Genomic DNA, 23,467 nt, shown 5'->3' with positions numbered 1-23,467 from the left:
TTTATTTTGTTAAATCATTAATTTCCAAATCTATATACTGAACTACATTGCTTAAATGCAATTCATTTCTCGACCATGAATCATATTTTTCAAACAATACACCTATGTGATGATTTGGCAATTCTGTAATTGCAGAATATGCATAACCATACGAAGGTAAATCAATGTCATAGTGGTACTTCCAATCAATACTATCATCTTCTTTATTGACTAAACCGACAACTAATTGACCTCCCTTACGGCCATTTTTAGAATTTGGTGTACTCAAAATGACTGCTTCTTTTCCATCAATTAATTGAGAGTATTTAATTGCAGATACTTGTGTACCATATGAAGTTTGTTGAATTCCATCGATATACGAAACTTCTGACCATGTTTCTCCAGAATCTCTACTAGTCATATAGGCAATCTTACCTGTAGTAGTTCTAAAGAATGTTCTAATCACACCATCTCTCATTTCAACCATTTGCGCTTCTGCTGTCGCATTCTTAAACGGAATTGAAGCTGAGGATTTCTTCCATGTTTGACCACTATCATCAGAAATGAGATAAGTTAGTTCACCACTGGTATATGTTGCAAAAATTAATCTGTTACTTGATTTTAATGCTAAACCTTGTCCGGGACATAAGTAAGTTCCATTATGTTTTTCTCCTAAGAACGGAGGCAATAACTTAAATTGTTCCCAACTCTCTCCTCTATTCTGACTAGTTGTCATTGCTATATAATTAGTAGGAGTCACTTTAAATAACGAATCTTTGTAGAAAACATTCATAGGAACCTGTTTTCCATTATGCCTTTCTCTTAGAGAGCCACTATCAAAATCAACCGAATATTGTTCGACTGTTAAAGACTTTCCTCCCTCCAAAACTTCATACTTATCATTTACAGTATAATTTGTAGGTTTATTTGTTGTTTCATCGTAAACGACACCATTTTCTCTAACTGTATAACGGAAATCGTTATCTCCATTCTTCTTTAGTTTTAAATAATAATGACCATTTATTTCTTTAAAACCTGAATCAGTTTTATTTGCATTATTATTTCCAATACCCGCAGGCATAACATCAGCTAATAATATCGTTTTCCCAGATTTTTTATCTTCAACAATGGATGAATCTATAAATGAAGCACTTCCACTAATTTGACTATTCTTTAATTTATTATCTCGTGGCCAGTAAACTAACTGCTCCTCATAGTCATTAAACTTCATAGCAAAAGTTGGCTCACTCCACGTTTTCCCATTATCATCACTATAAGCAGTGGCGATATTAATCTTACTTTTAGAATCATGAGTCCCACCATAACGTGCATCAATACTTGATAGAACTCTTCCACTACTTAATGTATATAATGTCGGTATTCTAAAGTAGTTAGCTTGAGTAGAATCTCCTGATTGGAAAATTAACTGAAATGGATTTGACAAGGGAATAGTTGAAACTTCCTGATCACTAATTGCTTTATTAAATAGACTGATTTCATCAATACTTCCTTTTGCGAGGTAATGATCCTTGCCTTCACGATTAACAGATCCTAGTGTTGCCTTATCTATACCATTTATATTTGAAATTGGCAAAAATGTATCAACTGTTTCAGAGAACACTTCTATCCCATTAACATACATTGTGTATGTCTTATCTTTAGAATCAGATACAAATACTAGTGTATTTTCAACTGCCTGTCCTTTATGCTTTCCCCATAATGAAGCTGGTCTAGAAAATAAATAATTTATTCCCTTTTGAGCGTCTCTTATTTCTACACCTATCTCACCAGAATCTCTCATGAAAATTGAAAAGTAATTATTTTTAAAGCCTGCTTTACTATTAGATAGGCCAAACAAAGCTTGAAGCGAGTTTGGTTTATCTGCTTTAAATTTCATTACTACTGTCTGACTCTCTCCAGACAACTTATCTAATAACAAAGGGCTGATATCTATACTCTTATTGTTCAGTTGATATGAACCTCCTTGAAAAATAGGAGATATGGACAGTTGACCATAGTTTAATTCATTCGCATGAATCAAAGCGGGGACTCCCATTAAAAGACTAATGCCTACAACAGAAATTCCTAGTTTTGAATAAAGACCTCTCTTATTCATTTTTTTCCTTCTTTCGTCTACTTCACAGATCCTTCTGACAATCCACTTGCAATCTTATTTTGGATAATTGAGAAGAAAATGATTGATGGAAGAACTACAATAACAGATGCAGCCATCATATCTCCCCAGTCTAAAATTTCTGAACCGTTAAGTGATCGAAGGGCTACTGCTACTGTCATCTTTCCTGTATTGTTAATCAAAATCAAAGCATACAGGAATTCATTCCAAGCATTGATAAATGTATAAATAGCTGTTGCTACAATACCTGGTGCTACAATCGGTAGTACAACTTTATAAAAAGTAACAAATTTATTTGCACCATCAATTCTAGCTGCTTCTTCAATTCCAATTGGAACTGTTTGGAAAAATCCAACTAAGAGCCAAACTGCATATGGAACACTAAAAGATAGATAAACCATCATCAAGCCAAATAAACTATTTGTTAATCCAACTTTAGCAATGGCAATTGAATAGGGAATTGCTAACAAAATTGGTGGGAAAATGTAGGTAATGACGAGTAGTCTCGACATGATTGCTCCCAATTTAGGGAAGAATCGAACAATTCCATAGGCTGCCATAGCAGAAATAATAATCGCAATAACGGTTGTAGCTAAGGCAATGATTAAACTGTTTCGAATGTTATCAATAAAGTGCAAATCGTTGATAACATGAGTGAAATAATCTAATGTAAATTGTTCAGGCCAAAATCGTGTTGGATACTGAGTTAATTCCCCTTTACCTTTGACAGAAGATATGATAATCCATACCAGTGGGAAAATTGCAACGATGGTCGCACCAATCAAGAGTACATGTGAGAGAATATCTAAATAAATACCGGATTTCTTCTTCATTATTTTCTACCCTCCTTTTCCCACTTACTGATGATAGCAAAGTAGATAAAGCAAATTGCCACCAAGAAGATAAAGAGCAATACTGTAACTGCTGAAGCACGACCCAACAATTTAGTTCCCCAACCTAGGTTGTAGGCAAAAATTGGAAGCGTCGTTGTAGCATTGGCTGGTCCACCACCTGTAATTAGGTAGATAATGTCAAAGTTATTAAAGATCCATACAGTTCTCAAAACAACTAGAAGCCCTACAACCACTTTAATATGTGGAAAGACGATAAATTTGAACACTTGCCAACTTGAAGCACCATCTATCTTAGCAGCCTCAAATTGTTCTTCTGGTACTGTTTGCAAAGCTGAAAGCACATTAACCATAATCATCGGCGCTCCAAACCAAATGTTGATAAACACCAAACATAGGAATGCCCATGTACTATCTGTCAAAAATGCAGGCGTATGTTCCATTAAACCTAATTTTACGATTAGATTAGGTAAGTAGCCATAAACCCCGTTTAGAATCCACTGCCAAGAAAAGGCAATAACGATGGTAGGAAATGCCCAAGGAACAATCAATAAGGTCCTATATAATTTCTTGAAGTGGCGTACTCTGTGAAGAGCTAAAGCCAATACAAACCCTACTAAAACTTGACCAACTAATGAGAAAACGGTCCACTTAATTGAATTAAAGAACGCATTAAAGAAGTTGGGATCTGATAGCACAGCTTTATAGTTAGCTAAACCAACAAATTTATAATTAGGCATAATCAAATGCTTATTGGTAAAGCTATAAAAAATACTCGAGAAAAACGGATAAACAAAGAGTAATCCTACGATAATCATAGCTGGCAAAACAAATATCCAGCGAGTTAAATTACGTTCTTTAACCATTCTCCTTCTCCCTTCTTTTACAAGATTGGGCTAGGGCTTTTCAGCTCACTAGCCCACCTATTTTCTAGTCTTTTACATCTACTGAGCAGCCTCAAATAAATCGTTTAATTGTTTTTCTGCTTCTTTTGCTGCTTTCATAGGATCTGTTCCATTTGAAATGATATCTTGGAACATTTGTTCAATAATGTGTTGGTTAGTCAACATACCAGCTTGTACACTTGGTCCATTTTCATAACCAATAGCAGTACCTTTTTTAACAGCTTCAGTAATCACTTCTTCAGCATGTTTAAATTTCTTACGAGTTTCATTTTCTTTATAGGCTGCAGAATCGCTAATTCCCTTAATAGTTGGCAACATACCTACTGGAGTTGAATCAAGGAATTTAATGTAGTCTTCTTCATTATAAAGTGATTCCAAGAATGCTTTAGCAACTTCTGGGTGTTTTGAATTTTTCCAAACAACCATTGGAATGTTTGAGGTTTCAATTCCTTGTTCCTTATCAGATTCTTTGATTTTTGGAATAGGATAAGCATCAATCGAATCAATCAATTGAGGACTGTTGGCATCAATTCCTCCAATATGGAAGCCAGAGTTAAAGTCAAATGCTGTTTTTCCTTGATAGAACAAGGTAGCTTGTTGAAGGACATTAAAGTTCAAAGAATCTTGAGGTGAGATTTCTTTATACATTTTAACCCAGTATTTAATACCATCTTGAGCAAGTTGACTTGTCAAATCTGCTTTAAGATCTTTTGTCAAGAGACTTCCACCACCACTACGTACGTAGAAGTTCAAGAAACGTGTTGCCATTAAGTCATTTGTTCCAAACGGAACAGACAAGCCATAAACTCCAGCTTCTTTCAATTTTTTAGAAGCTTCATAGAGTTGATCCCAAGTTTTAGGAATCTCAATATTATGCTCTTTTAACAAATCTGTTCTAACCCACATGACTTGTGCATGTGAATAAAGAGGAACAGAGTAGTAATCATCTCCGATTTTTGCTTCATTTAAGGCAGTTTCGTTAAATTTATCCTGTCCAATACGCTTGATAGAATCGTTTAGCGGAACCAAAGCATCTGAGTTGACCATTTCCATTACTTGGTTAGGAAGAGCCGTACTGATATCTGGCACATTTCCATTTGCTAAACCTGTAGTCCATTTAGTATAGAAGTCATTCCAAGAAAATGTTTCAATCTTGATTTTGGTTTTTGGATGCTTTTGCATAAAAGCATCTGCTGATTTTTGAATACTTTCCAAACGTGGTCCTTGAGTAAAGGAGTGCCACATTGTAATCTCACCAGATAATTCTGTCGGTGGTTCAGTGTCAGCTGTAGTTTCTTTCTTTCCTGAACAAGCTACCAAGGCAACGGCTGCTAGCGCAACTCCAGCTAGACATAAAAACTTTCTCATTTTTTTCATTGTTCTTCCCTTTCTACATTAAGAAATCGCAACTTTAAAGACAACTTTTTTAACAGGTTCATCATTTATACGAACCTTGGGTTGATGTAAATCTTCTGGAAAAGTGATAAGGCATTCACCAGCTCTCAAATGAACTAACTGTTCCACTTCTCCTGTGTATAATTCAATATCTTTTTCTTCATCATATTTTTGGGTAACGCTTACATTTTCTGGCGACGTAACAGCCATGGCTTCTTCGTTTTCCAAAACTAAATGAATATCCAAATATTTTTGGTGAGTTTCAAAGAAGGCTCCTGCTTGACCGTCTGCTAGATAAGTAAAGCAATTACCAAATAATCGATTACCATCGATCTCAATCGGACCTTCTGTTAAATTTTCTAGTCCTGTTTTTTCTAGAAAATCTATTAATGTTGCAAAATGTGGATTGACTCCCACATAAGTTCCTAAACGACTGATTTTAGTGATAATCATACTCAATCCCCCTTTCTTTATTTGTTATTTAAGACCAGCAACGAAGCGTTCTGTAATCTCTTTTGGTCTAGTAATAGCGCCACCAACAACGATGCCTCGCACTCCATATCCCAGGATTTGTTTGGCTTGTTCAGGTGTATGGATTTTTCCTTCTGCAATGACATCTACACCTGCATCACAGAGTTTTTTGATTAATTCAAAATCAGGGCCATCCACTTTTGGACTGTAAGATGTGTATCCTGATAAGGTTGTTCCGACAAAGTCAATTCCTGCTTCAACAGCTGCCAATCCTTCCTCGAAAGTACTTGTATCAGCCATCAAGAGCTGGTTCGGATATTTTTCCTTAACCTGACGAATGAACTCCTGAATCTCCAAGCCATCATAACGTTCACGCTTGGTACAATCAAGAGCAATCACCTCGATGTCCAATTCTGCCAATTCATCAACTTCTTTCATAGTAGCAGTTATGAAGGGTTCTTGAGGTGGATAATCTCGTTTGATAATCCCGATAATCGGAAGTTTTGTAACCTCCTTTATTTCTTTGATATCACGAACACTGTTTGCTCGGATACCGACTGCTCCACCTTGCTCAGCCGCTTTGACCAGCAAGGGGATGACTCCTCCCGCTTCAGTATAAAGCGGTTCGTGAGGAAGGGCCTGACAAGAAACAATGATTCCATCTTTGATTTGTGCAATCAAAGCTTCTTTAGTAATCTGTGGCATCCTCTTTCCTCCTTTTCTTTGTTCTTATGAGGTCATTATATATCATTTATGAAGCGCTTTCAATACTTTGTAGTAGGATAGATTACAGTTTCAAAAGTATTTTATAGAACAGCTGTTTCTGAAAGTAGTTTCAGAGAAGTCATCTATCTTATACTCTTAGAAAATCTCTTCAAACCACGTCAACGTTGCCTTGCAGTACTCAAGTACAGCCTGCGGCTAGTTTCCTAGTTTGCTCTTTGATTTTCATTGGGTAACTTCTAAAACTAATTTCCAGTTTTGAGAGAGATGGAAGTTACTTTGAAAAGTTACGCTTTTTTCCGAATAAATAGATAGAACCATCGAATCTAGCAAAATTAGATTTTAAAATATGGTATAATAGAAGGAGGGAATGGATGATTCTCAGACATCCGGGCATCAGCCCAACCAATGACTTGGTTGCTAAGAAAATCTTTAGCAATCCAGAAATCACTTGTCAATTTATTCGCGATATGCTGGACTTGCCAGCAAAAAATGTGACCATTTTGGAGGGGAGCAATATTCATGTCTTGCCTTCCCTGCCTTACTCGGCTCAGGATTTCTATACCAGTATAGACGTCTTGGCGGAGTTGGATAATGGTACGCAAGTAATTATTGAAATTCAAGTTCATCATCAGAATTTTTTCATCAATCGCCTGTGGGCTTACCTTTGCAGTCAGGTCAATCAAAACCTCGAAAAAATTCGCCAACGAGAAGGTGATACACACCAGAGTTATAAACACATCGCACCGGTATATGCTATCGCAATTGTGGACAGCAATTATTTCTCAGATGACCTGGCTTTTCATAGCTTTAGCATGCGAGAGGATACGACAGGTGAGGTATTGACAATCACAAATAATGGACAAGAAAATCATCTAGTCAAGATGGCATTCTTGGAATTAAAAAAATACAGAGAAACCAGCAAAGACAAGGTTCGCAAGCCGTGGTTGGAGTTTTTCGGGAACAAACCTTTTACCCAGCAACCCGAGCGAGCCATCAGCCAAGCAGACCAACTGCTGGACTACAAGAGCTGGTCCGAGGAGGACAGGAAAATGTTTAGTCAACTACGTATGCGCGAAGAACAAGCCTTGTTGGCTCAGGATTATGCCTTGGAGACTGCTAGGGCAGAAGGGATTGAACAGGGACTGGAGCGTGGGAAAGTTGAAGGAAGGGAAGAAGGGAAACTTTTTGCATTTCTGGATATGGTACGCCAACATGTTTTAACTTCCGAATTTGCAAGTGATCAATTGGGTATGACTGTCGCTGAGTTTGAGGCGTTATTGAAAGATTAAGACAATCACAAATAACGGTCAAGAAAACCATCTAGTCAAGATGGCGTTCTTGGAATTAAGAAAGTACAGAGAAACCAGCAAGGATAGCGTTCGCAAGCCGTGGTTGGAGTTTTTCGGGAATAAACCCTTTACCCAACAACCCGAGCGAGCCATCAGCCAGGCAGACCAACTGCTGGACTACAAGAGCTGGTCCGAGGAGGACAGGAAAAAGTTTAGTCAACTACGTATGCGAGAAGAACAAGCCTTGTTGGCACAGGACTATGCCTTGGAACGAGCCGAAGAAAAAGGCTTAGAGCGTGGGAAAGTCGAAGGGAGTTTATCTATGCTATTAAATCTAGTCCGTCAAGGCCTTCTGACAGCTGAGGTTGCAAGTGAACAATTAGGAATGACTGTCGCTGAGTTTGAGGCGTTATTGAAAGATTAAGACAATCACAAATAATGGATAAGAAAACCATCTAGTCAAGATGGCGTTCTTGGAATTAAAAAAATACAGAGAAACCAGCAAAGACGAGGTTCGTAAACCGTGGTTGGAGTTTTTGTAAATCATTAAATCAATGACAGATTTTTCCGTAATAGATGGAAGAATCTGTTTTTTTAGTTATGCTAGATGTGGGCTCTGAAATAGTAAGATATAGTGTATTGAAATAAGATATGAACAAAGAAATTAGGAAAGTCAAATTATAGTTAAATGAAATAAAAACTGAACAAGTTGATTGCGGAATTCAAACTAATTTCTAACAATGTTTTAGAAAACTCGGTGGACTATTCCAGATTCAATCTACTATAATCTCTAGAAATTTTTTAGAATCCGCAGTGTGCTATTTTAGATTCAATAAATTGTGCTTTTAGAAACAAAAAAAGAGCATTTCCGCCCTTTTTCTCCTGTTCAATCTTATTTTGTTGCTTCTTTCTTTTGGAAAGTGGTTTGGTAATTTACTTTAATCGTTACTGTCATGTGAGAGTCCTCGTTTCTTTTTGATGACTCTAGTATAAGGGGCTAACCTGAAAGCTAGCTTAAGATTTCCTTAGAGAAAGCTTAATCTAGATGTTCTTTCTTTTCCAAATGAAGGGCAATCATGCGCCATTCTGGATCCTCTTGCCAAGCTTCTATCGAACTAATGTAACTAGCAACCTTTCTGGCTTCTTCTAAAATCGGAAAATCTTCGATAATATCAGCTACTTGGAACTCTGGAAGACCTGACTGTCTGGTTCCAAAAATCTCACCCGAACCACGCATTTTCAAATCTTCCTCAGCAAGAACAAATCCATTGGTCGTTTCTGTCATGATGCGCATGCGGTCTTTCCCAGAATCCGTCTTGGGATTGGCAACGAGAACTGCATAAGACTGCTTATCTCCCCGACCCACACGACCTCTGAGCTGGTGAAGCTGGCTGAGCCCGAACCGATCGGCATCCATGATAATCATAACGGTCGCATTGGGAACATTAACCCCAACCTCGATAACCGTTGTCGAAACTAGAATATCCGTTTTTTGCTCTTTGAACTCCTGCATAATCTGCTCTTTTTCGTCACTCTTCATCTTACCATGTAGAAGAGCCACTTCTGCCTTACCTGCAAAATGAGCCGTCAACTCCTCAGATAAAGCAATAGCATTTTTCAAATCCAGAGCTTCAGATTCTTCAATCAAGGGAGAGATGACATAGGCTTGAGAACCTTTTTGAATTTCCCCCTCTAACCAAGTCAAGACTTGAGGCAGTTGCTCATGTTTAATCCAGCGAGTCACAATCGGTTTTCGACCTGCTGGCATCTGGTCGATAATGGAAACATCCATATCGCCAAAGGCTGTGATAGCCAAGGTTCGTGGAATGGGAGTTGCCGTCATCATGAGGACATCTGGATTGTCGCCTTTTTCCCGTAAAATACGCCTTTGTCCCACACCAAAGCGGTGCTGCTCATCGATGATAATCAATCCCAGACGAGCATAATCTACCCCATCCTGAATCAGAGCGTGGGTTCCGATAATCAAATCAGCTTCACCCTTAGCAATAGTCTCCAAGACTTCTCTCTTTTCTGCAACTTTCAAGGAACCTGTCAAAAGAGCCAGTTTCAAGTTGGGAAAAAGGTTCTGTAAACTCTCAAAGTGTTGCTCTGCAAGGATTTCTGTCGGTACCATGAGGGCGGACTGATAACCAGCTGTCACTGCCGCAAACATGGCCAAGCCAGCAACTACAGTTTTTCCGCTCCCCACATCTCCTTGTAGGAGACGATTCATGTGGTGGTCCGAGTTCATATCGGTTAAAATTTCCTGCAAACTCTTTTCTTGAGCTGGGGTCAGGGCAAAAGGAAGGCTTTCCTTGACTGATATCACTTTTTCCTGAGACCAGTTCAAAACCAGACCGCTTCCCTGAACTCTATTTTCAGATTTGAGCGTCTGCAATTGCATTTGGAAATAAAAGAGTTCCTCAAACTTGATACGGCGAAGGGCCTGCTTGTATTCTGCCAAATCCTTGGGAAAATGCATGGCACGAACGGCCTGACAACGGGACATGAGTTTGTATTTGTCCAGCAAAGACTGGGGCAAATTTTCCTCAATCAAGAGGTCCAGTCCCTGATCAAAAGCCGTCTTGATGACCTTGACCAGACTGGCCTGACTGATTCCCTGAGCCAAGCGATAAACAGGTTGGAGGTCATCTTCCACCTGAGCCAAAACCTTCATCCCTGTCAGACTAGCCTTGGCGCGGTCCCATTTTCCAAAGACAGCAAGGGTTGCTCCCAGCTCTATCTTATCAGCTAGATAGGGCTGATTAAAGAAATTTACAGCAAAAACAACTTCTCCCTGCTTGAGGCTAAAACGCAGGCGATTGCGCTTGAAACCATAATACTGGACACTGGCAGGAGTCACGACTTGACCAGATAGGACTGCCTTCTCCCCGTCCTCTAGTTCCAATACTTGCTTGGTTTTGAAGTCCTCATAACGGAAAGGAAAATAGAGCAAGAGGTCTTGCAAGTTTTCAATTCCTAGTTTGGCGTACTTCTCTGCTGACTTTGGTCCCACACCAGGTAAGACATGCAAGGGTTGATGTAGATTCATGCTCCACTCCTTTCTTCTTTAATAATATTCTCTCGGAATGCGGTCGCTGAGGAGACAAACCACTTCATAGTTAATAGTTCCACGGTAGATCGCTACCTGAGTAGCTGTGATCTCCTTGCCCCCATTAGAACCAATGAGGGTGACTTTGGTTCCGAGTGGATAAGTCTTAGGCAGACGAATAGTGATTTGGTCCATAGAAACCCGCCCAACGATTGGGCAAGCTTGGCCATCTACCAAAACAGTGAAATTTTGCATATCTCGTGTCCATCCATCCGCATAGCCGATTGGCACCGTCGCAATGACTTGCTCGCTATCCGCCTGATAGGTAGCTCCGTAGCCCATACAAGCTCCAGCTGGAACTGTCTTGACATGAACCAGAGCAGATTCCAAGGTCAAGGCTGGAGTCAAGTCATAAGGCAAGTCCAAGACCTCTCCGCTAGGATTAAGACCATACATGGCATCTCCCATACGGACAGCATTGAAAATGGTATCTGCATGCCATAGAGTCGTTGCAGAATTGCTAGCATGAATCAAGTCTGGAACTTCCTTCATACTAGCCAAAATAGTTTTAAACCGTTCTAACTGGGCATTAAAGTAGTCATCTGATTTTTCGTCTGCAGTAGCAAAGTGGGTAAAAATCCCTTCAACACGAGCACCATGTTGTTGGAGCAAAGCTTGAGCCTGCTCAGCCTCAGCGGCCTCTCTAAAACCAATCCGTCCCATTCCTGAATCAATCTTGAGGTGGACTGTCAATCCAGTTAGGTCAGCTTCCTTATCTAAGAGTGCTTGAATCCACTCCAGTCCAGCCACAGTCAAGGTGATATCGTATTCTTTAGCAAGAGAAACAGCTTCTAGATCAGAAACTCCTAAAATGAGGATTTTCTTCCTGAGTCCAGCCTGTCTGAGTTCAATAGCTTCATCAATATTGGAAACGCAAAAGCCATCAACTTCATCCTGAATCGCCGTCGCAACAGCAACAGCCCCATGCCCATAGGCATTAGCCTTGACTACTGCAAATTTGAGCGTTCCTTCAGGGATATGAGCCCCCATTTGCTGAATATTTTGTCGAATAGCTCCCAGATGAATCAGAGCCTTGGTTGGTCTATGTGGACTAGCTTTCATGATTTTCCTCCAAAATGACACTGGCTGTCACAAACTGATCGGTGTGGCTGATAGACAGCCAAATCTTTCCTGAAAATGGTGCCTGACTAAAATAAGGCGCCCCGCGTTCATTGTTCAAAACTTCTAAATCCTGAAAACCAAGCTTTCCAATACCAGTTCCCATAGCCTTGGAAAAGGCCTCCTTAGCCGACCAGCGACCTGCCAAATATTCGATTTGTCTGCGCCCTTTAAGACTAGTGAAGCGCTCCATTTCCTTAGCGGTCAGCACGCGCTTGGCAAAGCTTTCATGTCGTGTAACTGCGCTTTTTATCGAAGCCAATTCTTCGATGTCAATTCCGTGTCCAACTATCATTCTCATCAAAAGGAGTTGAGATTCCCCAACTCCATCCTTTTCACTTATTTTGTCAAGGTAGCGTAAATCTCTTCTACCAAGGCCTCTGTATTTTCCCAACCTAGGCAAGGGTCGGTAATAGAACAACCAAAGACCTCTGGTTGATTTTGACGACCATCTGCTAGGTAAGATTCAATCATAAAGCCTCGAACTATCTTTTTAATCTTCTCATTCCAATCACGATTCTGCAAGGTCTTACGAACCACTCGAATCTGCTCCATATATTGCTTGCCTGAGTTATCATGGTTGGTATCAATGAGGATAAAGGGATTTTCAAGTCCCAGGGCTTCATAGCGTTCAATGGCATTTAGCAAGGTTTCATAGTAAAAGTTAGGCTCATTTTTCCCATATTCATTAACTGCACCACGAAGGATGACGTGGGCCAAGGGATTTCCTGAAGTTTCAACTTCTTGACCATGAAAGAGGAAGGTTTGTTTGTTCTGAGCGGCATAGATACCATTAAACATGACCCCAAGGTTTCCAGAAGTTGGATTTTTCATCCCCACTGGTGCATCAATCCCTGAGGCCACAAAGCGGTGCTCTTGATCTTCCACAGAACGAGCCCCCACAGCATGGTAGCTGACCAAGTCATCTACCAAGACCAGATTTGACGGATAAAGCATCTCATCTGCCGTTGTCAAACCAGTCTCTGTAATCACGCGGTAGTGCAACTGGCGCACAGCCTGCAAACCATTAATCAGGCTTGGAGCCTTAGAAGTATCTGGCTGGTGAACCAAACCTTTATAGCCGTCTCCGTTTGTACGAGGTTTAGCTGTATAAACACGCATAACCATGAAAATCTTGTCCGCCACCTTCTTCTGCAAAGTGGATAAACGGCGGGCATATTCCAAGACAGCCTCTTCATTGTCAGACGAGCAAGGACCAATCACCAAAAGAATTCTATCATCTTCTCCTGAAATAATGTCTGCCAATTCTCTATCACGACGCTCCTTTAGTCGCAGGGCTTCCGCAGACAATTGGGTTTCTGCCTTGATTGCTTCAATATCGATTTCTTGACCTTTTTCAATAAATGCCATCTTATTCTCCTAGCGTTTGGTAGATTTCTCTGACAAGGGCTTCCGTATTTTCCCAGCCTAGACAAGGGTCTGTGATAGACTTGCCAAATACTTCCGGTTCGTTTTGACGGCCGTTTTCTAGATAAGACTCAATCATAAAGCCACGAACGTACTGCTTGATCTTTTCATTCCAATCACGATTAATCAAGGTCTGGCGGACAATTCGAATCTGGTCCATGTATTGCTTACCAGAGTTGTCATGATTGGTGTCCACAATGATAAAAGGATTTTCCAAGCTCATCTTCTCGTACTGGGCAATAGTATCCATCAAATTATCATAGTAGTAGTTAGGAATATTCTTACCATACTCATTGGTAGCTCCACGAAGAATAGCATGCGAAAGCGGGTTCCCAGTTGTTTCCACTTCTTTTCCTAGGAAAAGGAAACTTTGTTTGTTTTGAGCAGCATAAATCCCATTAAACATAACATTGAGATTTCCAGAGGTTGGATTTTTAAAACCAGTCGCAAAATCTGCCCCACTGGCCACAAAGCGGTGTTGCTGGTCTTCAACTGAACGGGCACCAACTGCCATGTAGGAAATCAAATCATCTACAAGCGGAAGATTTTCAGGATAAAGCATTTCATCAGCTGTCGTCATACCTGTTTCCGTGATGACACGATAGTGAAGATGGCGAACAGCTTTGATTCCGTTGATGAGGCTAGGGGCTTCTGCTGTGTTAGGCTGGTGAATCAAGCCCTTATAGCCATCTCCGTTAGTACGAGGTTTGGCAGTATAAACACGCATAACCATAAAGATACGGTCTGCTACTTCTTCTTGTAGGACTGCCAAACGCTTAGCGTACTCAAGAACAGCTTCTTCATTGTCAGATGAGCATGGCCCGATTACCAAGAGAACTCGCTGGTCATCTCCACGTATAATGGCTTCTAGCTCTTGATCGCGCTGTGATTTTCTCTCCAAAGCTTGGCCTTCCAATTTTGATAAGGCACGAACTTCTTCAATATTAATTTTAGGACTTTTTGCTGTAAATACCATAACTCATCTCCTTATAAAGCAAACGGATACCAAGTAAAAATATACTTTTCACAAGGTATCCGCCTCTAAACTATCTCATTTTATTGTCTTTTTCCGTGACAGTTTTTAAACTTCTTACCAGAACCACATGGGCAAAGTTCATTGCGTCCAATCTGGCTCAAATCCAAATCTTCTGGCATATTTGCTTGGTGGGCAGCGATATTGCGAGTCGCTGTTGTACTGATATGGTGTTCTGCTTGTGGTCTTTCTTGTTCATGAATTTGTGCTTTCATCATCAAACGTGTCACATCAAACTCAATCGAACCAATCATGTCATTAAACATACGGAAACCTTCTGCCTGATACTCAACAACAGGGTTGTTCTGAGCATAGCCACGAAGTCCAACCGCGTTACGCAATTGATCAAGGGCATCGATATGATCTGTCCACTTGTTATCTACCACTCGTAGAATCAAAACTTTTTGGAATTCTTTAACTGCTTCTTCATCGCGTAGTTTTGAAACCTGACTATCGTAAACTTGCAAGGCACGTTGGAAGAGCTCTTCCTTGATGGCCTTATCAGACAAGCCTGACAAATCTTCCATAGTAATAGAATCTTCTGGAAGTAAGTTGTACTTAGCAAAGTTCAAAATTGCTTCCAGTTTTTCATCTTGTTTGGCACGCGCATGACCATCAACGACACGACCAATCGTGCGTTTAATCATAGAGTGAATTTCAGGTGCCAAGTCACGATCTGCAGTGATAACGTCGTAACGTTGAGCATAGATAATCTCACGTTGTTCACGCATGACATCATCGTATTGAAGGACTTGTTTACGGGTATCGTAGTTATTTCCTTCGACACGTTTTTGTGCTGCTTCAACCTGACGCGTCAACATACGAGACTCAATAGCTTCATCAGACATATTGAGACGTTCGAAGACACCTTTCAGACGTTCAGAACCAAAACGTTTCATCAAATCATCTTCAAGAGAGAGGTAGAATTGTGACTCACCTGGGTCTCCTTGACGACCTGAACGTCCACGAAGCTGGTTATCGATACGACGGCTTTCATGACGTTCTGTACCAATCACACAAAGTCCACCTAATTCGCGAACCCCTTCACCAAGCTTGATGTCGGTACCACGACCGGCCATGTTAGTCGCAATGGTAACAGCACCACGTTGACCAGCATTCATAATGATTTGGGCTTCTTTATAGTGGTTCTTAGCATTCAAGACTTCGTGAGGAACTCCAGCTGCGACTAATTTCTTAGAAATGTAGTCACTGGTTTCAACCGCAACTGTACCAACCAAGACAGGCTGACCTTTTTGGTAACGAGACTTAACGTCTTCGACAACCGCCTTAAACTTAGCTTCAATACTAGCAAAAAGTAAGTCTGGATGGTCAATACGCTGAACAGGACGGTTTGTTGGGATTGGAATAACACGAATGTTGTAAATTTCACGGAATTCTTCTTCCTCAGTCTTACCAGTACCCGTCATACCAGACAATTTCTTGTACATACGGAAAAGATTTTGGTAAGTGATTGAGGCAGATGTCTTGGTTTCATCCTGAATTGGCACACCTTCTTTAGCTTCAATGGCTTGGTGCAATCCATCAGAATAACGACGACCTTCCATGGTACGACCTGTAAATTGGTCAACGATCAAGATTTCTTGTTCTTCGCTCACCACATAGTCAATATCGAGAAGCATGATGTAGTTAGCACGAAGGGCATTATCGATAAAGTGAGTCAGAGCTACGTTTTCGATGTCATAGAGGTTTTCAAGCTTGAAGTAGCTTTCAGCCTTGTCAATCCCTGAATCAGACAAACCAATAGTTTTAGACTGCACATCGATAATGTAGTCGTCTTTGTCCAAAGATTTTACATAGTGGTCTGCCATGTGATACAACTGGCTGGTTTCAACAGCGTTAGCACCTGATACGATCAAAGGTGTACGCGCCTCGTCAATCAAGATTGAGTCAACCTCATCGACCAAGGCATAGTTAAGCGGACGTTGTACCATGTTTTCAGCGCGGACGACCATGTTGTCACGAAGGTAGTCAAATCCGATTTCTGAGTTGGTTGAGTAAGTAATATCACACTCATAGGCTTCTTTTTTCTCCATTGGAGATTTAGCAGCCAAGTTAATCCCTACTGACAAACCAAGCCATGAGTACAATTCACCCATCTCAGTCGCGTCACGTTCGGACAGGTATTCGTTAACCGTAACTACGTGGACCCCTTTACCTGAAAGGGCATTGAGGTAGACTGGCATGGTCGCAGTCAAGGTTTTCCCTTCCCCTGTACGCATTTCTGGCACGTCACCATGGTGAAGAACGATTCCCCCCATGACCTGAACCTTATATGGGAATAGACCTAGGACACGTTTAGCACCTTCACGGACAACCGCAAATGCTTCATAAAGCAATGAATCCAGTGATTCTCCATTTTGATAACGTTCTTTAAATTCAACTGTTTTTGCTTTTAGTTGGTCGTCAGTCAAAGCAGCCATTTGGTCTTCGTATTTGAAAACCTTGTCAGCCATCTTTTCCAGACGACGGATTTCTCCTTTATCATTTTCGATAATTGTTTTTAAAATATTAGCCATGTTTTTCCTTACTTTAAATTCCGATTTTTTTAGAATGTTCTTTTAATTTTAGCACAATTACTGATTATTTTCAAGGAAGAATACCCATTTTGAAAAGGAAAAAGAGGCTAGTTTCTAAGCTAACCTCTCTGATTTTTATAATACTTTAATTTCCAAAAATCGGCAAAATAGCAAATAGGATAAATAGATTTATCCAAAAAGAAAGACAACAGATAAGTCCAAAAACAAAGAGACTGACTTTCTTGGACAGCAAGGCCATCAAAATCGACAGAATTCCAAAAACTAGTAAAACTTTCTGCATGATTAAGAGATTGATAGATATTCCCAGAACTGGTTTATCCCAAGGAACAAAGAAGAAAGCCAGCCAGATCAGCAGAACTAAACCAATATAAACCTTAGAATAGCGTGTAATAAATGATTTTAGATGTGCCATAAGCTACCTCCTACAAATAGAAAGTAATATAATACTCAATGAAAATCAAAGAGCAAACTAGGAAGCTAGCCGCAGGCTGTACTTGAGTACGGCAAGGCGACGTTGACGTGGTTTGAATTTGATTTTCGAAGAGTATAAATCAATGCCTTCCACCGTTAGACTCCCCTAGTTCTCGTCTCAAGCGAAACATGTTTTTGAAAAAGATATAGGTTAACCAGTCACTGCCTAGAGATAAGACTATCAGAAGCAACCAAACACCCCAATCACTAGCATCTGATACATAATCTAGAACAAAAGTGAAAAATAAGAATGAAAAAATTGTCATATCCATGCTAAACAGAGCTAAAAGAGAAATATAAATCCAGTAAAAATAGTATAAGATGGGGAAAATTTTACTGTTTCTGTCAGCATTGTCTATCCAATAGAAAAAATAAAAACAAGGAAATAAGAGTATCAAATTAAACCAATTAAAGGACAGTTTCATCATCGACACCTCCTCTTTGAAATTGTTTTCTTTAGTTTCGTTCTATTAAATGTTATTACCAATATAAATCAATGCCTTCCACCTTTAGACTTCCCTAGTTCCCGTCTCAAGCGAAACATTTTTTTGAAACAGAAATAAGTTAACCTATTCAGACCAATAGCTAGCAGAATAAAAAGAAACCAAATGCCCCATAACTTGATATCTGTCAAATTTCTCAAGACGATATTGAAAAACAGAACTGAAACAACTGTCCAAGCAAGGCTAAAAAGAGCATAGAGGGTGATGTAAATCCAGTAAAAATAGTAAAAAATTAGGAAAAATTTACTATCTCTATCGGCCTTTTCAATCCAGCTGAAAAAGTAAAACCAGGGAAATAAGATTATCAATTTAAACAAATGTTTCATCACCAGCCCCTTTGTCTTGACAGCGCTTTCTTTATCTTCATTCTATCAAAAAAATCTGGAAATGTCATTCCAGATTCTACTTTTTTATTTGCGTTTTCTTGCGATGAGATGGATTGGTGTTCCTTCAAAGACAAAGGCCTTGCGGATTTGATTTTCCAAGAAACGCAGGTAAGAAAAGTGCATGAGTTCTTCTTCGTTGACAAAGATAACAAAGGTTGGTGGTTTAGTTGCCACTTGAGTCGCATAGAAAATCTTAAGACGTTTTCCTTTGTCTGTCGGTGTTGGGTTGATGGCAATGGCATCCATAATCACATCGTTCAAGACAGCTGATGGGATACGTGTATTTTGACTTTCACTGATTTGCTTGATCATCTCAGGAAGTTTGTGGAGACGTTGCTTGGTCAAGGCGGATACAAAGATAATCGGTGCGTAAGGCAGGTATTGGAACTGCTCACGGATATCTTCTTCCCAGTTTTTCATAGTATGGTTGTCTTTTTCAAGCGTATCCCACTTGTTGACCACGATAATCATCCCTTTACCAGCTTCATGGGCAAATCCTGCAATACGCTTGTCGTATTCACGGATGCCTTCTTCCGCATTGATAACCATTAAGACCACATCTGAGCGGTCAATAGCTCGCATGGCACGCATGACAGAGTACTTCTCGGTATTTTCATAAACCTTACCAGATTTACGCATACCAGCCGTATCAATCATGGTAAACTCTTGACCATCTGTATCTGTAAAGTGGGTATCAATGGCGTCACGCGTTGTTCCAGCAACAGGACTGGCAATGACACGGTCTTCTCCCAAGATAGCATTGATCAAGCTTGATTTTCCAACGTTGGGACGACCAATCAAGCTAAACTTAATGACATCTGGGTTTTCTTCTTCATATTCATTTGGAAGATTTTCTACAATAGCGTCTAGCACATCTCCTGTACCGATACCATGGACAGATGAGATAGGCAGTGGTTCACCCAAACCGAGGGCATAGAAATCATAGATATCATTTCGCATCTCAGGATTGTCCACCTTGTTAACTGCGAGGATAACTGGTTTATGGGTCTTATAGAGCTTACGGGCTACGTATTCGTCTGCATCGGTAATTCCTTCCTTACCAGACACCACAAAGACGATAACATCTGCTTCTTCCATGGCAATTTCTGCCTGGTGCTTGATTTGTTCCATGAAAGGAGCATCGACATCATCGATTCCTCCTGTATCAATCATGCTAAAGGAACGATTGAGCCACTCACCCGTTGCATAGATACGGTCACGTGTCACTCCTTCGACATCTTCTACAATGGAGATTCGCTCACCAGCGATCCGATTAAATAGGGTTGATTTCCCAACATTGGGACGTCCTACAATGGCAATAGTTGGTAGGGCCATAATTTCTCACTTTCTACAATAACTTCTTCTGTTCAAGATTTTTTCTAGTTGAGCTTGGTTCAGCTTGACCAAACTGTTCTGCTAGGCGCTGACTCCAGCTTGTGGTCGCACGCGCCCCAGCATAGTCAGCCTGTACACGGTCATAAGCCTCAATCACATCAACTGTTTGTTCCTGATATTCTTCCTCAAACACCACTTGATTCAATGGCAAGCGAGGTTTGACTTCATGTTCTTCATTTGGAAGACCCAGTGCCATCCCAAAGACAGGATAGGTATAGTCAGGCAGGTTAAAAAGCTCTGCTACTTCTTCTGACTTGTATCGAACTAAACCGATAATGACACCACCATAGCCCAAGCTTTCAGCTGCCAGCAAGGCATTTTGACCAGCAAGAGCCGCATCGACCGAACTAATCAAGAGACCTTCTACACCTTGGGGTTGGAATGAATCGGTATGAAGTCGAGCTCCCTTTTCTGCACGGTTCAAATCTCCGACAAAAAGAAGAAAAACAGCAGACTGGCGAATGGCTTCTTGAGGCACCAATTCATACAAGGCATCCTTCTTCTCTTGACTTCGTACTACAATCACAGAGTAGGATTGAAAATTCTTCCAAGACGAGGCCATCTGAGCTGCTGTCAGGATTTCAGTCAAGTCTTCTTGAGGAAGGACTTGCTCCTTAAATCTTCGAACAGACTTATGAGCTTTCATCAGTTTAATCGTTTCTGTCATCGACGGTTTACTCCTTCTAAACGAGTCTCCTCAGCCAAATAACGGATGCGTTCTATGACCCGTCTAGCTTCCCAGATTTCGTCATTTCCATGCTTCCCTTTAGCAAAATGCTTCTCCAAATCTTCAAAGTCGAAGTTGGACGTGAAAAAGGTCGGTAAATTTTCCTGCATCCGATATTGGAGAATGACCTGCAGGATTTCGTCCCTCACCCAAGCTGTTGATTGCTCGGCACCAATATCATCTAAAATCAGGACTTCAGAAAGCTTAAGCTCATCCACCAAGGTCTTGACATTGCCATCACTGATAGCATTTTTAACATCAATGACAAAGCTAGGATAGTGGAGGAGAGTGGATGAAACACCTCGTTTTTCTGATAAATCATGGGCTAGGGCAGCCACCATGAAACTTTTACCCACACCAAAGTCTCCATATAGGTAAAGACCTTTTCGAATAGCTGGATATTGCTCCACGAAGGCTAATAGCTTTTCAAAAACTGGCAAGCGACCCAAATCATCCAAGTCTACTTGAGCTAAACTAGTTTTCCTGAGACTGGCTGGCAGATTGATTAACTTGAGACGGTTCTTAATAGCCGCTTCTTTTTCCGCCGCGATTAGTTCAGGAGTTTCTTCGTAAGAAACATCCGCATAGCCATGATTCATAACCAAAATCGGCTTGTAGCCTTTGGCAATATAATCCGTATCCCCACGGAGAAACTTGTCACGCTCGGTGATGTACTGATTAAACTTGGAGATACTGCGATTCAATTCCTCTGGAGTAAGGGATTCTTGCTGGATAAAGGCCGCAACATCAGGGTCCTTCATGATTTTCTGAACCAAATCTTGATAATGAAAACGGCTAGGTTGACGTTTGAGTACGTCTCCGACACTTTCCATCTAATCTCCTCCTTTTTCTAATCGAGCTAATAGTTCTTGTTTCTTACGTTCTAGTTCCAGACGAGTTTCCTCGCTGGTTTCATTCTTATAATCTGGATTGCTCCACTTGGGTACATTGGACTTGGCAGGACCGGGTTTACTAGTCTTTTGAGCCTGACTCTTCTGTCCTCTCTCACGGATGCGCAAGACCGCCTCTTCTGCCGAATGAATCTTTTGATAGGCATAGTCATTGGCTACCTTCATGGCATATTTCTCGTTGATGTTTGCCGAATCCACCTTATTAAAGGTCAATAAGAGAATGATATTGATGACTTCATCCAGCAAGCCCAAGCTAGCCATCTGTTGCAAGAGTTCTCTTTCTGTTTGGGTAATAGTTCCCTTGCGTGTCTGCTTGATTTCTGCCAAAAACTGCAGGGCAGTCTTACTTTTCGCTTCTTTGATAATAGTCGTTTCCTTAGGACTAAAGTCAGAGGAAATCGGTTTTTGAGCAATTTTTTCCCGCATGCGTTTGGTTGAAATAACCTGGGAAACAGCTGTTGACTTAGCCAGTTGATAGGTTTCAAACCAAGTCCATTTCTTCTCCTCGGCAATGGCAAAGAGGTTTAAGACATCGGACTGCTCATCCGCAAAACGAAGCCCATCTCGAGCCATAAGCTGACGAAAATGGTCTAAGTCAAAATCGTTGGCCACTTTCTTCTTGAGACTAAGGTCTTCTTGACTTCCCAATTCAGCCAAGTCTGGAAAGACTTGATTGAGTGAGACAGGTATTTCTTCTCCCTCAGCACTCTCAACATTCAAATCCTCCACAGCTGCATCGCCAATCTTTTTCTCCAAAAGTCTGCGATAAACAGGATGCTCCAAGAAATCTTGACTTGAAAGAGGAGCATGGATAACTATCTGATAGGTATCACCCTTTTGATAGAGGGTCAAGAGATTGAAAGCAGATAGGATTTTCAAGGATTTTAAAAGTCTGTCCATCCCAAAATTGAGATGATTGAGAATGCTTGAAAAAAGGTATTCCTTTCTGCCATTATCCCAAAAACTGATGGTATAAAGATAAAGGCTCAGTGCCTCCTGACCGATAATCGGGAGGTAGCACTGTACCAGAGATGAGGTATCTTGCGACACCCGATTATTCTTTAGATAAGAAAAACGGTCAATTGGCTTCATTTATCTTTCCTTTTTCTTTTTAGAGGACTGGGTGATTTGTTGGAGCAGGCTCTCTAACTCACTGACATCCTTAAAACTACGATAGACACTGGCAAAACGCACATAGGTAATCTCATCCAACTCAGCCAACTCCTCCATGACGAGTGAACCAATGTCCTCACTTTGAATTTCATTTTCATTTCGACCACGGAGTTTCTGTTCGATACGATTGACTACCATGTTTATTTCATCACTTGACACAGGACGTTTCTGGGCTGAGCGGATAATCCCATTAAAGATTTTATCTCTGGAGAATTGTTCCCGTGTGCCATCTTTTTTAACAACCACTAAGGTTCTTTCTTCTACTCGTTCGTAGGTTGTAAAACGGTGCTGGCATTCGTCGCACTCACGTCTTCTACGAATGGTGTTCCCTTCTTCTGCTTGGCGACTATCGATAACACTTGACTTGGTAGCCCCACATTTTGGACAACGCATCCTTTCCCTCCTTATCGTTTTCTTTTCATTATACCATTTTTTAAGCGATTCCCAAAACAATTCTTCTTTTTGCTTGACAAGTTTTTTGTTTTGTTGTATTATTTAATTAAGACAAAAGGATAAAAGAAAGGAGACCAAGATGTCCTGGACATTTGACAACAAAAAACCCATTTATTTACAGATTATGGAGAAAATCAAGCTTCAGATTGTTTCCCATACACTGGAACCCAATCAACAACTTCCAACCGTGAGAGAGCTAGCTAGCGAGGCTAGTGTCAATCCAAACACCATCCAAAGAGCCTTGTCAGACCTTGAACGAGAAGGATTTGTCTACAGCAAGCGCACAACTGGACGATTTGTGACTGAAGATAAGGAACTGATCGCCCAATCACGCAAACAATTATCGGAAGAAGAATTGGAACACTTCGTTTCCTCCATGACCCATTTTGGCTATGAAAAAGAAGAACTACCAGGCGTAGTCGGCGATTATATTAAAGGAGTTTAAGCC

At 40.6% G+C, this 23,467-nt stretch carries 22 protein-coding genes and 2 pseudogenes; 4 read left to right on the top strand and 20 right to left on the bottom strand.

Annotated elements, in window-relative coordinates:
• Nucleotide 1: 1 nt before the first annotated feature.
• From nanB to B7698_RS03225, 6 genes are all read right to left on the bottom strand, one after another.
• Nucleotides 2-2,095 (bottom strand): neuraminidase NanB, encoded by a 2,094-nt coding sequence (nanB, locus tag B7698_RS03250; RefSeq protein ID WP_001042139.1) that lies wholly within the window; start codon nt 2,093-2,095, stop codon nt 2-4.
• Nucleotides 2,096-2,112: 17 nt separating this feature from the next.
• A complete protein-coding gene (locus tag B7698_RS03245; protein WP_000730332.1) occupies nt 2,113-2,946 on the bottom strand; it encodes a carbohydrate ABC transporter permease in 834 nt (277 codons plus the stop codon).
• Nucleotides 2,946-3,830, bottom strand: coding sequence for a carbohydrate ABC transporter permease (locus B7698_RS03240; RefSeq protein ID WP_000237988.1), 885 nt, complete (start codon nt 3,828-3,830; stop codon nt 2,946-2,948). Before B7698_RS03240 ends, B7698_RS03245 begins: the two co-directional genes overlap by 1 nt.
• 78 nt (nt 3,831-3,908) lie before the next feature.
• Nucleotides 3,909-5,246 (bottom strand): ABC transporter substrate-binding protein, encoded by a 1,338-nt coding sequence (locus tag B7698_RS03235; protein ID WP_084864622.1) that lies wholly within the window; start codon nt 5,244-5,246, stop codon nt 3,909-3,911.
• Between the two features lie 18 nt (nt 5,247-5,264).
• Nucleotides 5,265-5,717, bottom strand: coding sequence for a YhcH/YjgK/YiaL family protein (locus B7698_RS03230; RefSeq protein WP_084864621.1), 453 nt, complete (start codon nt 5,715-5,717; stop codon nt 5,265-5,267).
• A gap of 24 nt (nt 5,718-5,741) precedes the next feature.
• Nucleotides 5,742-6,440, bottom strand: a complete 699-nt coding sequence (locus B7698_RS03225) for an N-acetylmannosamine-6-phosphate 2-epimerase (protein ID WP_001135675.1) — start codon at nt 6,438-6,440, stop codon at nt 5,742-5,744.
• 392 nt (nt 6,441-6,832) lie between these two features.
• Between B7698_RS03225 and B7698_RS03220 the strand changes: the two genes are divergently transcribed.
• From B7698_RS03220 to B7698_RS10510, 3 genes and pseudogenes are all read left to right on the top strand, one after another.
• Nucleotides 6,833-7,750 carry an Rpn family recombination-promoting nuclease/putative transposase gene (locus B7698_RS03220; protein WP_084864620.1) on the top strand — a complete coding sequence of 306 codons (918 nt, stop codon included), beginning with the start codon at nt 6,833-6,835 and terminating at the stop codon, nt 7,748-7,750.
• Nucleotides 7,743-8,174 (top strand): annotated as a pseudogene (locus tag B7698_RS03215) (Rpn family recombination-promoting nuclease/putative transposase); the annotation flags it as partial. The gene B7698_RS03220 and the pseudogene B7698_RS03215, both read left to right, overlap by 8 nt.
• A pseudogene (locus B7698_RS10510) lies at nt 8,167-8,286 on the top strand (Rpn family recombination-promoting nuclease/putative transposase); the annotation flags it as partial. The pseudogenes B7698_RS03215 and B7698_RS10510, both read left to right, overlap by 8 nt.
• Nucleotides 8,287-8,786: 500 nt before the next feature.
• On the opposite strand, the gene recG reads toward B7698_RS10510, so the two are convergent.
• The 14 genes from recG to nrdR form a co-directional block, all read right to left on the bottom strand.
• Nucleotides 8,787-10,802 carry an ATP-dependent DNA helicase RecG gene (gene recG / locus B7698_RS03210; protein ID WP_084864619.1) on the bottom strand — a complete coding sequence of 672 codons (2,016 nt, stop codon included), beginning with the start codon at nt 10,800-10,802 and terminating at the stop codon, nt 8,787-8,789.
• Nucleotides 10,803-10,820: 18 nt separating this feature from the next.
• Nucleotides 10,821-11,924 (bottom strand): alanine racemase, encoded by a 1,104-nt coding sequence (gene alr, locus B7698_RS03205; protein WP_084864618.1) that lies wholly within the window; start codon nt 11,922-11,924, stop codon nt 10,821-10,823.
• A complete protein-coding gene (gene acpS, locus B7698_RS03200) occupies nt 11,914-12,276 on the bottom strand; it encodes a holo-ACP synthase (RefSeq protein ID WP_239822584.1) in 363 nt (120 codons plus the stop codon). Before acpS ends, alr begins: the two co-directional genes overlap by 11 nt.
• A 44-nt stretch (nt 12,277-12,320) precedes the next feature.
• Nucleotides 12,321-13,352, bottom strand: coding sequence for a 3-deoxy-7-phosphoheptulonate synthase (locus B7698_RS03195; protein WP_084864616.1), 1,032 nt, complete (start codon nt 13,350-13,352; stop codon nt 12,321-12,323).
• Between the two features lies 1 nt (nt 13,353).
• Nucleotides 13,354-14,385 (bottom strand): 3-deoxy-7-phosphoheptulonate synthase, encoded by a 1,032-nt coding sequence (locus B7698_RS03190; protein ID WP_084864615.1) that lies wholly within the window; start codon nt 14,383-14,385, stop codon nt 13,354-13,356.
• Nucleotides 14,386-14,465: 80 nt separating this feature from the next.
• The gene (gene secA, locus B7698_RS03185) at nt 14,466-16,979 is read right to left on the bottom strand and encodes a preprotein translocase subunit SecA (protein WP_084864614.1); all 2,514 of its coding nucleotides are present in this window, start codon (nt 16,977-16,979) and stop codon (nt 14,466-14,468) included.
• A 145-nt stretch (nt 16,980-17,124) separates the two neighbouring features.
• A complete protein-coding gene (locus B7698_RS03180) occupies nt 17,125-17,412 on the bottom strand; it encodes a hypothetical protein (protein ID WP_191962401.1) in 288 nt (95 codons plus the stop codon).
• A 139-nt stretch (nt 17,413-17,551) separates the two neighbouring features.
• Nucleotides 17,552-17,899: a hypothetical protein gene (locus tag B7698_RS10325; RefSeq protein WP_084864613.1), complete on the bottom strand. Its 348-nt coding sequence runs from the start codon at nt 17,897-17,899 to the stop codon at nt 17,552-17,554.
• Nucleotides 17,900-17,964: 65 nt separating this feature from the next.
• Nucleotides 17,965-18,300 carry a hypothetical protein gene (locus B7698_RS03165; RefSeq protein ID WP_084864612.1) on the bottom strand — a complete coding sequence of 112 codons (336 nt, stop codon included), beginning with the start codon at nt 18,298-18,300 and terminating at the stop codon, nt 17,965-17,967.
• 84 nt (nt 18,301-18,384) lie between these two features.
• Entirely contained in the window at nt 18,385-19,695 is a 1,311-nt protein-coding gene (gene der, locus B7698_RS03160; RefSeq protein ID WP_001207696.1) for a ribosome biogenesis GTPase Der, read from the bottom strand.
• A 13-nt stretch (nt 19,696-19,708) separates the two neighbouring features.
• Complete coding sequence (locus B7698_RS03155) at nt 19,709-20,422, bottom strand: NADPH-dependent oxidoreductase (RefSeq protein WP_084864611.1); 714 nt, start codon at nt 20,420-20,422, stop codon at nt 19,709-19,711.
• Nucleotides 20,419-21,315: a primosomal protein DnaI gene (gene dnaI / locus B7698_RS03150; RefSeq protein ID WP_084864610.1), complete on the bottom strand. Its 897-nt coding sequence runs from the start codon at nt 21,313-21,315 to the stop codon at nt 20,419-20,421. The genes B7698_RS03155 and dnaI overlap by 4 nt, the downstream gene beginning before the upstream one ends.
• Entirely contained in the window at nt 21,316-22,485 is a 1,170-nt protein-coding gene (locus tag B7698_RS03145; protein ID WP_084864609.1) for a DnaD domain protein, read from the bottom strand.
• On the bottom strand, nt 22,486-22,959 hold the full coding sequence (nrdR, locus tag B7698_RS03140) for a transcriptional regulator NrdR (protein WP_001203672.1): 474 nt from the start codon (nt 22,957-22,959) through the stop codon (nt 22,486-22,488).
• A gap of 139 nt (nt 22,960-23,098) precedes the next feature.
• Here nrdR and B7698_RS03135 point away from each other — a divergent pair, with 139 nt between their 5' ends.
• Nucleotides 23,099-23,464, top strand: coding sequence for a GntR family transcriptional regulator (locus B7698_RS03135; RefSeq protein ID WP_020903240.1), 366 nt, complete (start codon nt 23,099-23,101; stop codon nt 23,462-23,464).
• The last annotated feature ends 3 nt before the right edge of the window (nt 23,465-23,467 follow it).

This window comes from Streptococcus mitis (assembly GCF_002096855.1).
Classification (GTDB): Bacteria; Bacillota; Bacilli; order Lactobacillales; family Streptococcaceae; genus Streptococcus; species Streptococcus mitis_Y.
Note: the sequence above shows the minus strand (reverse complement) of the source record. Positions and strands in the feature narration are given on the sequence as shown.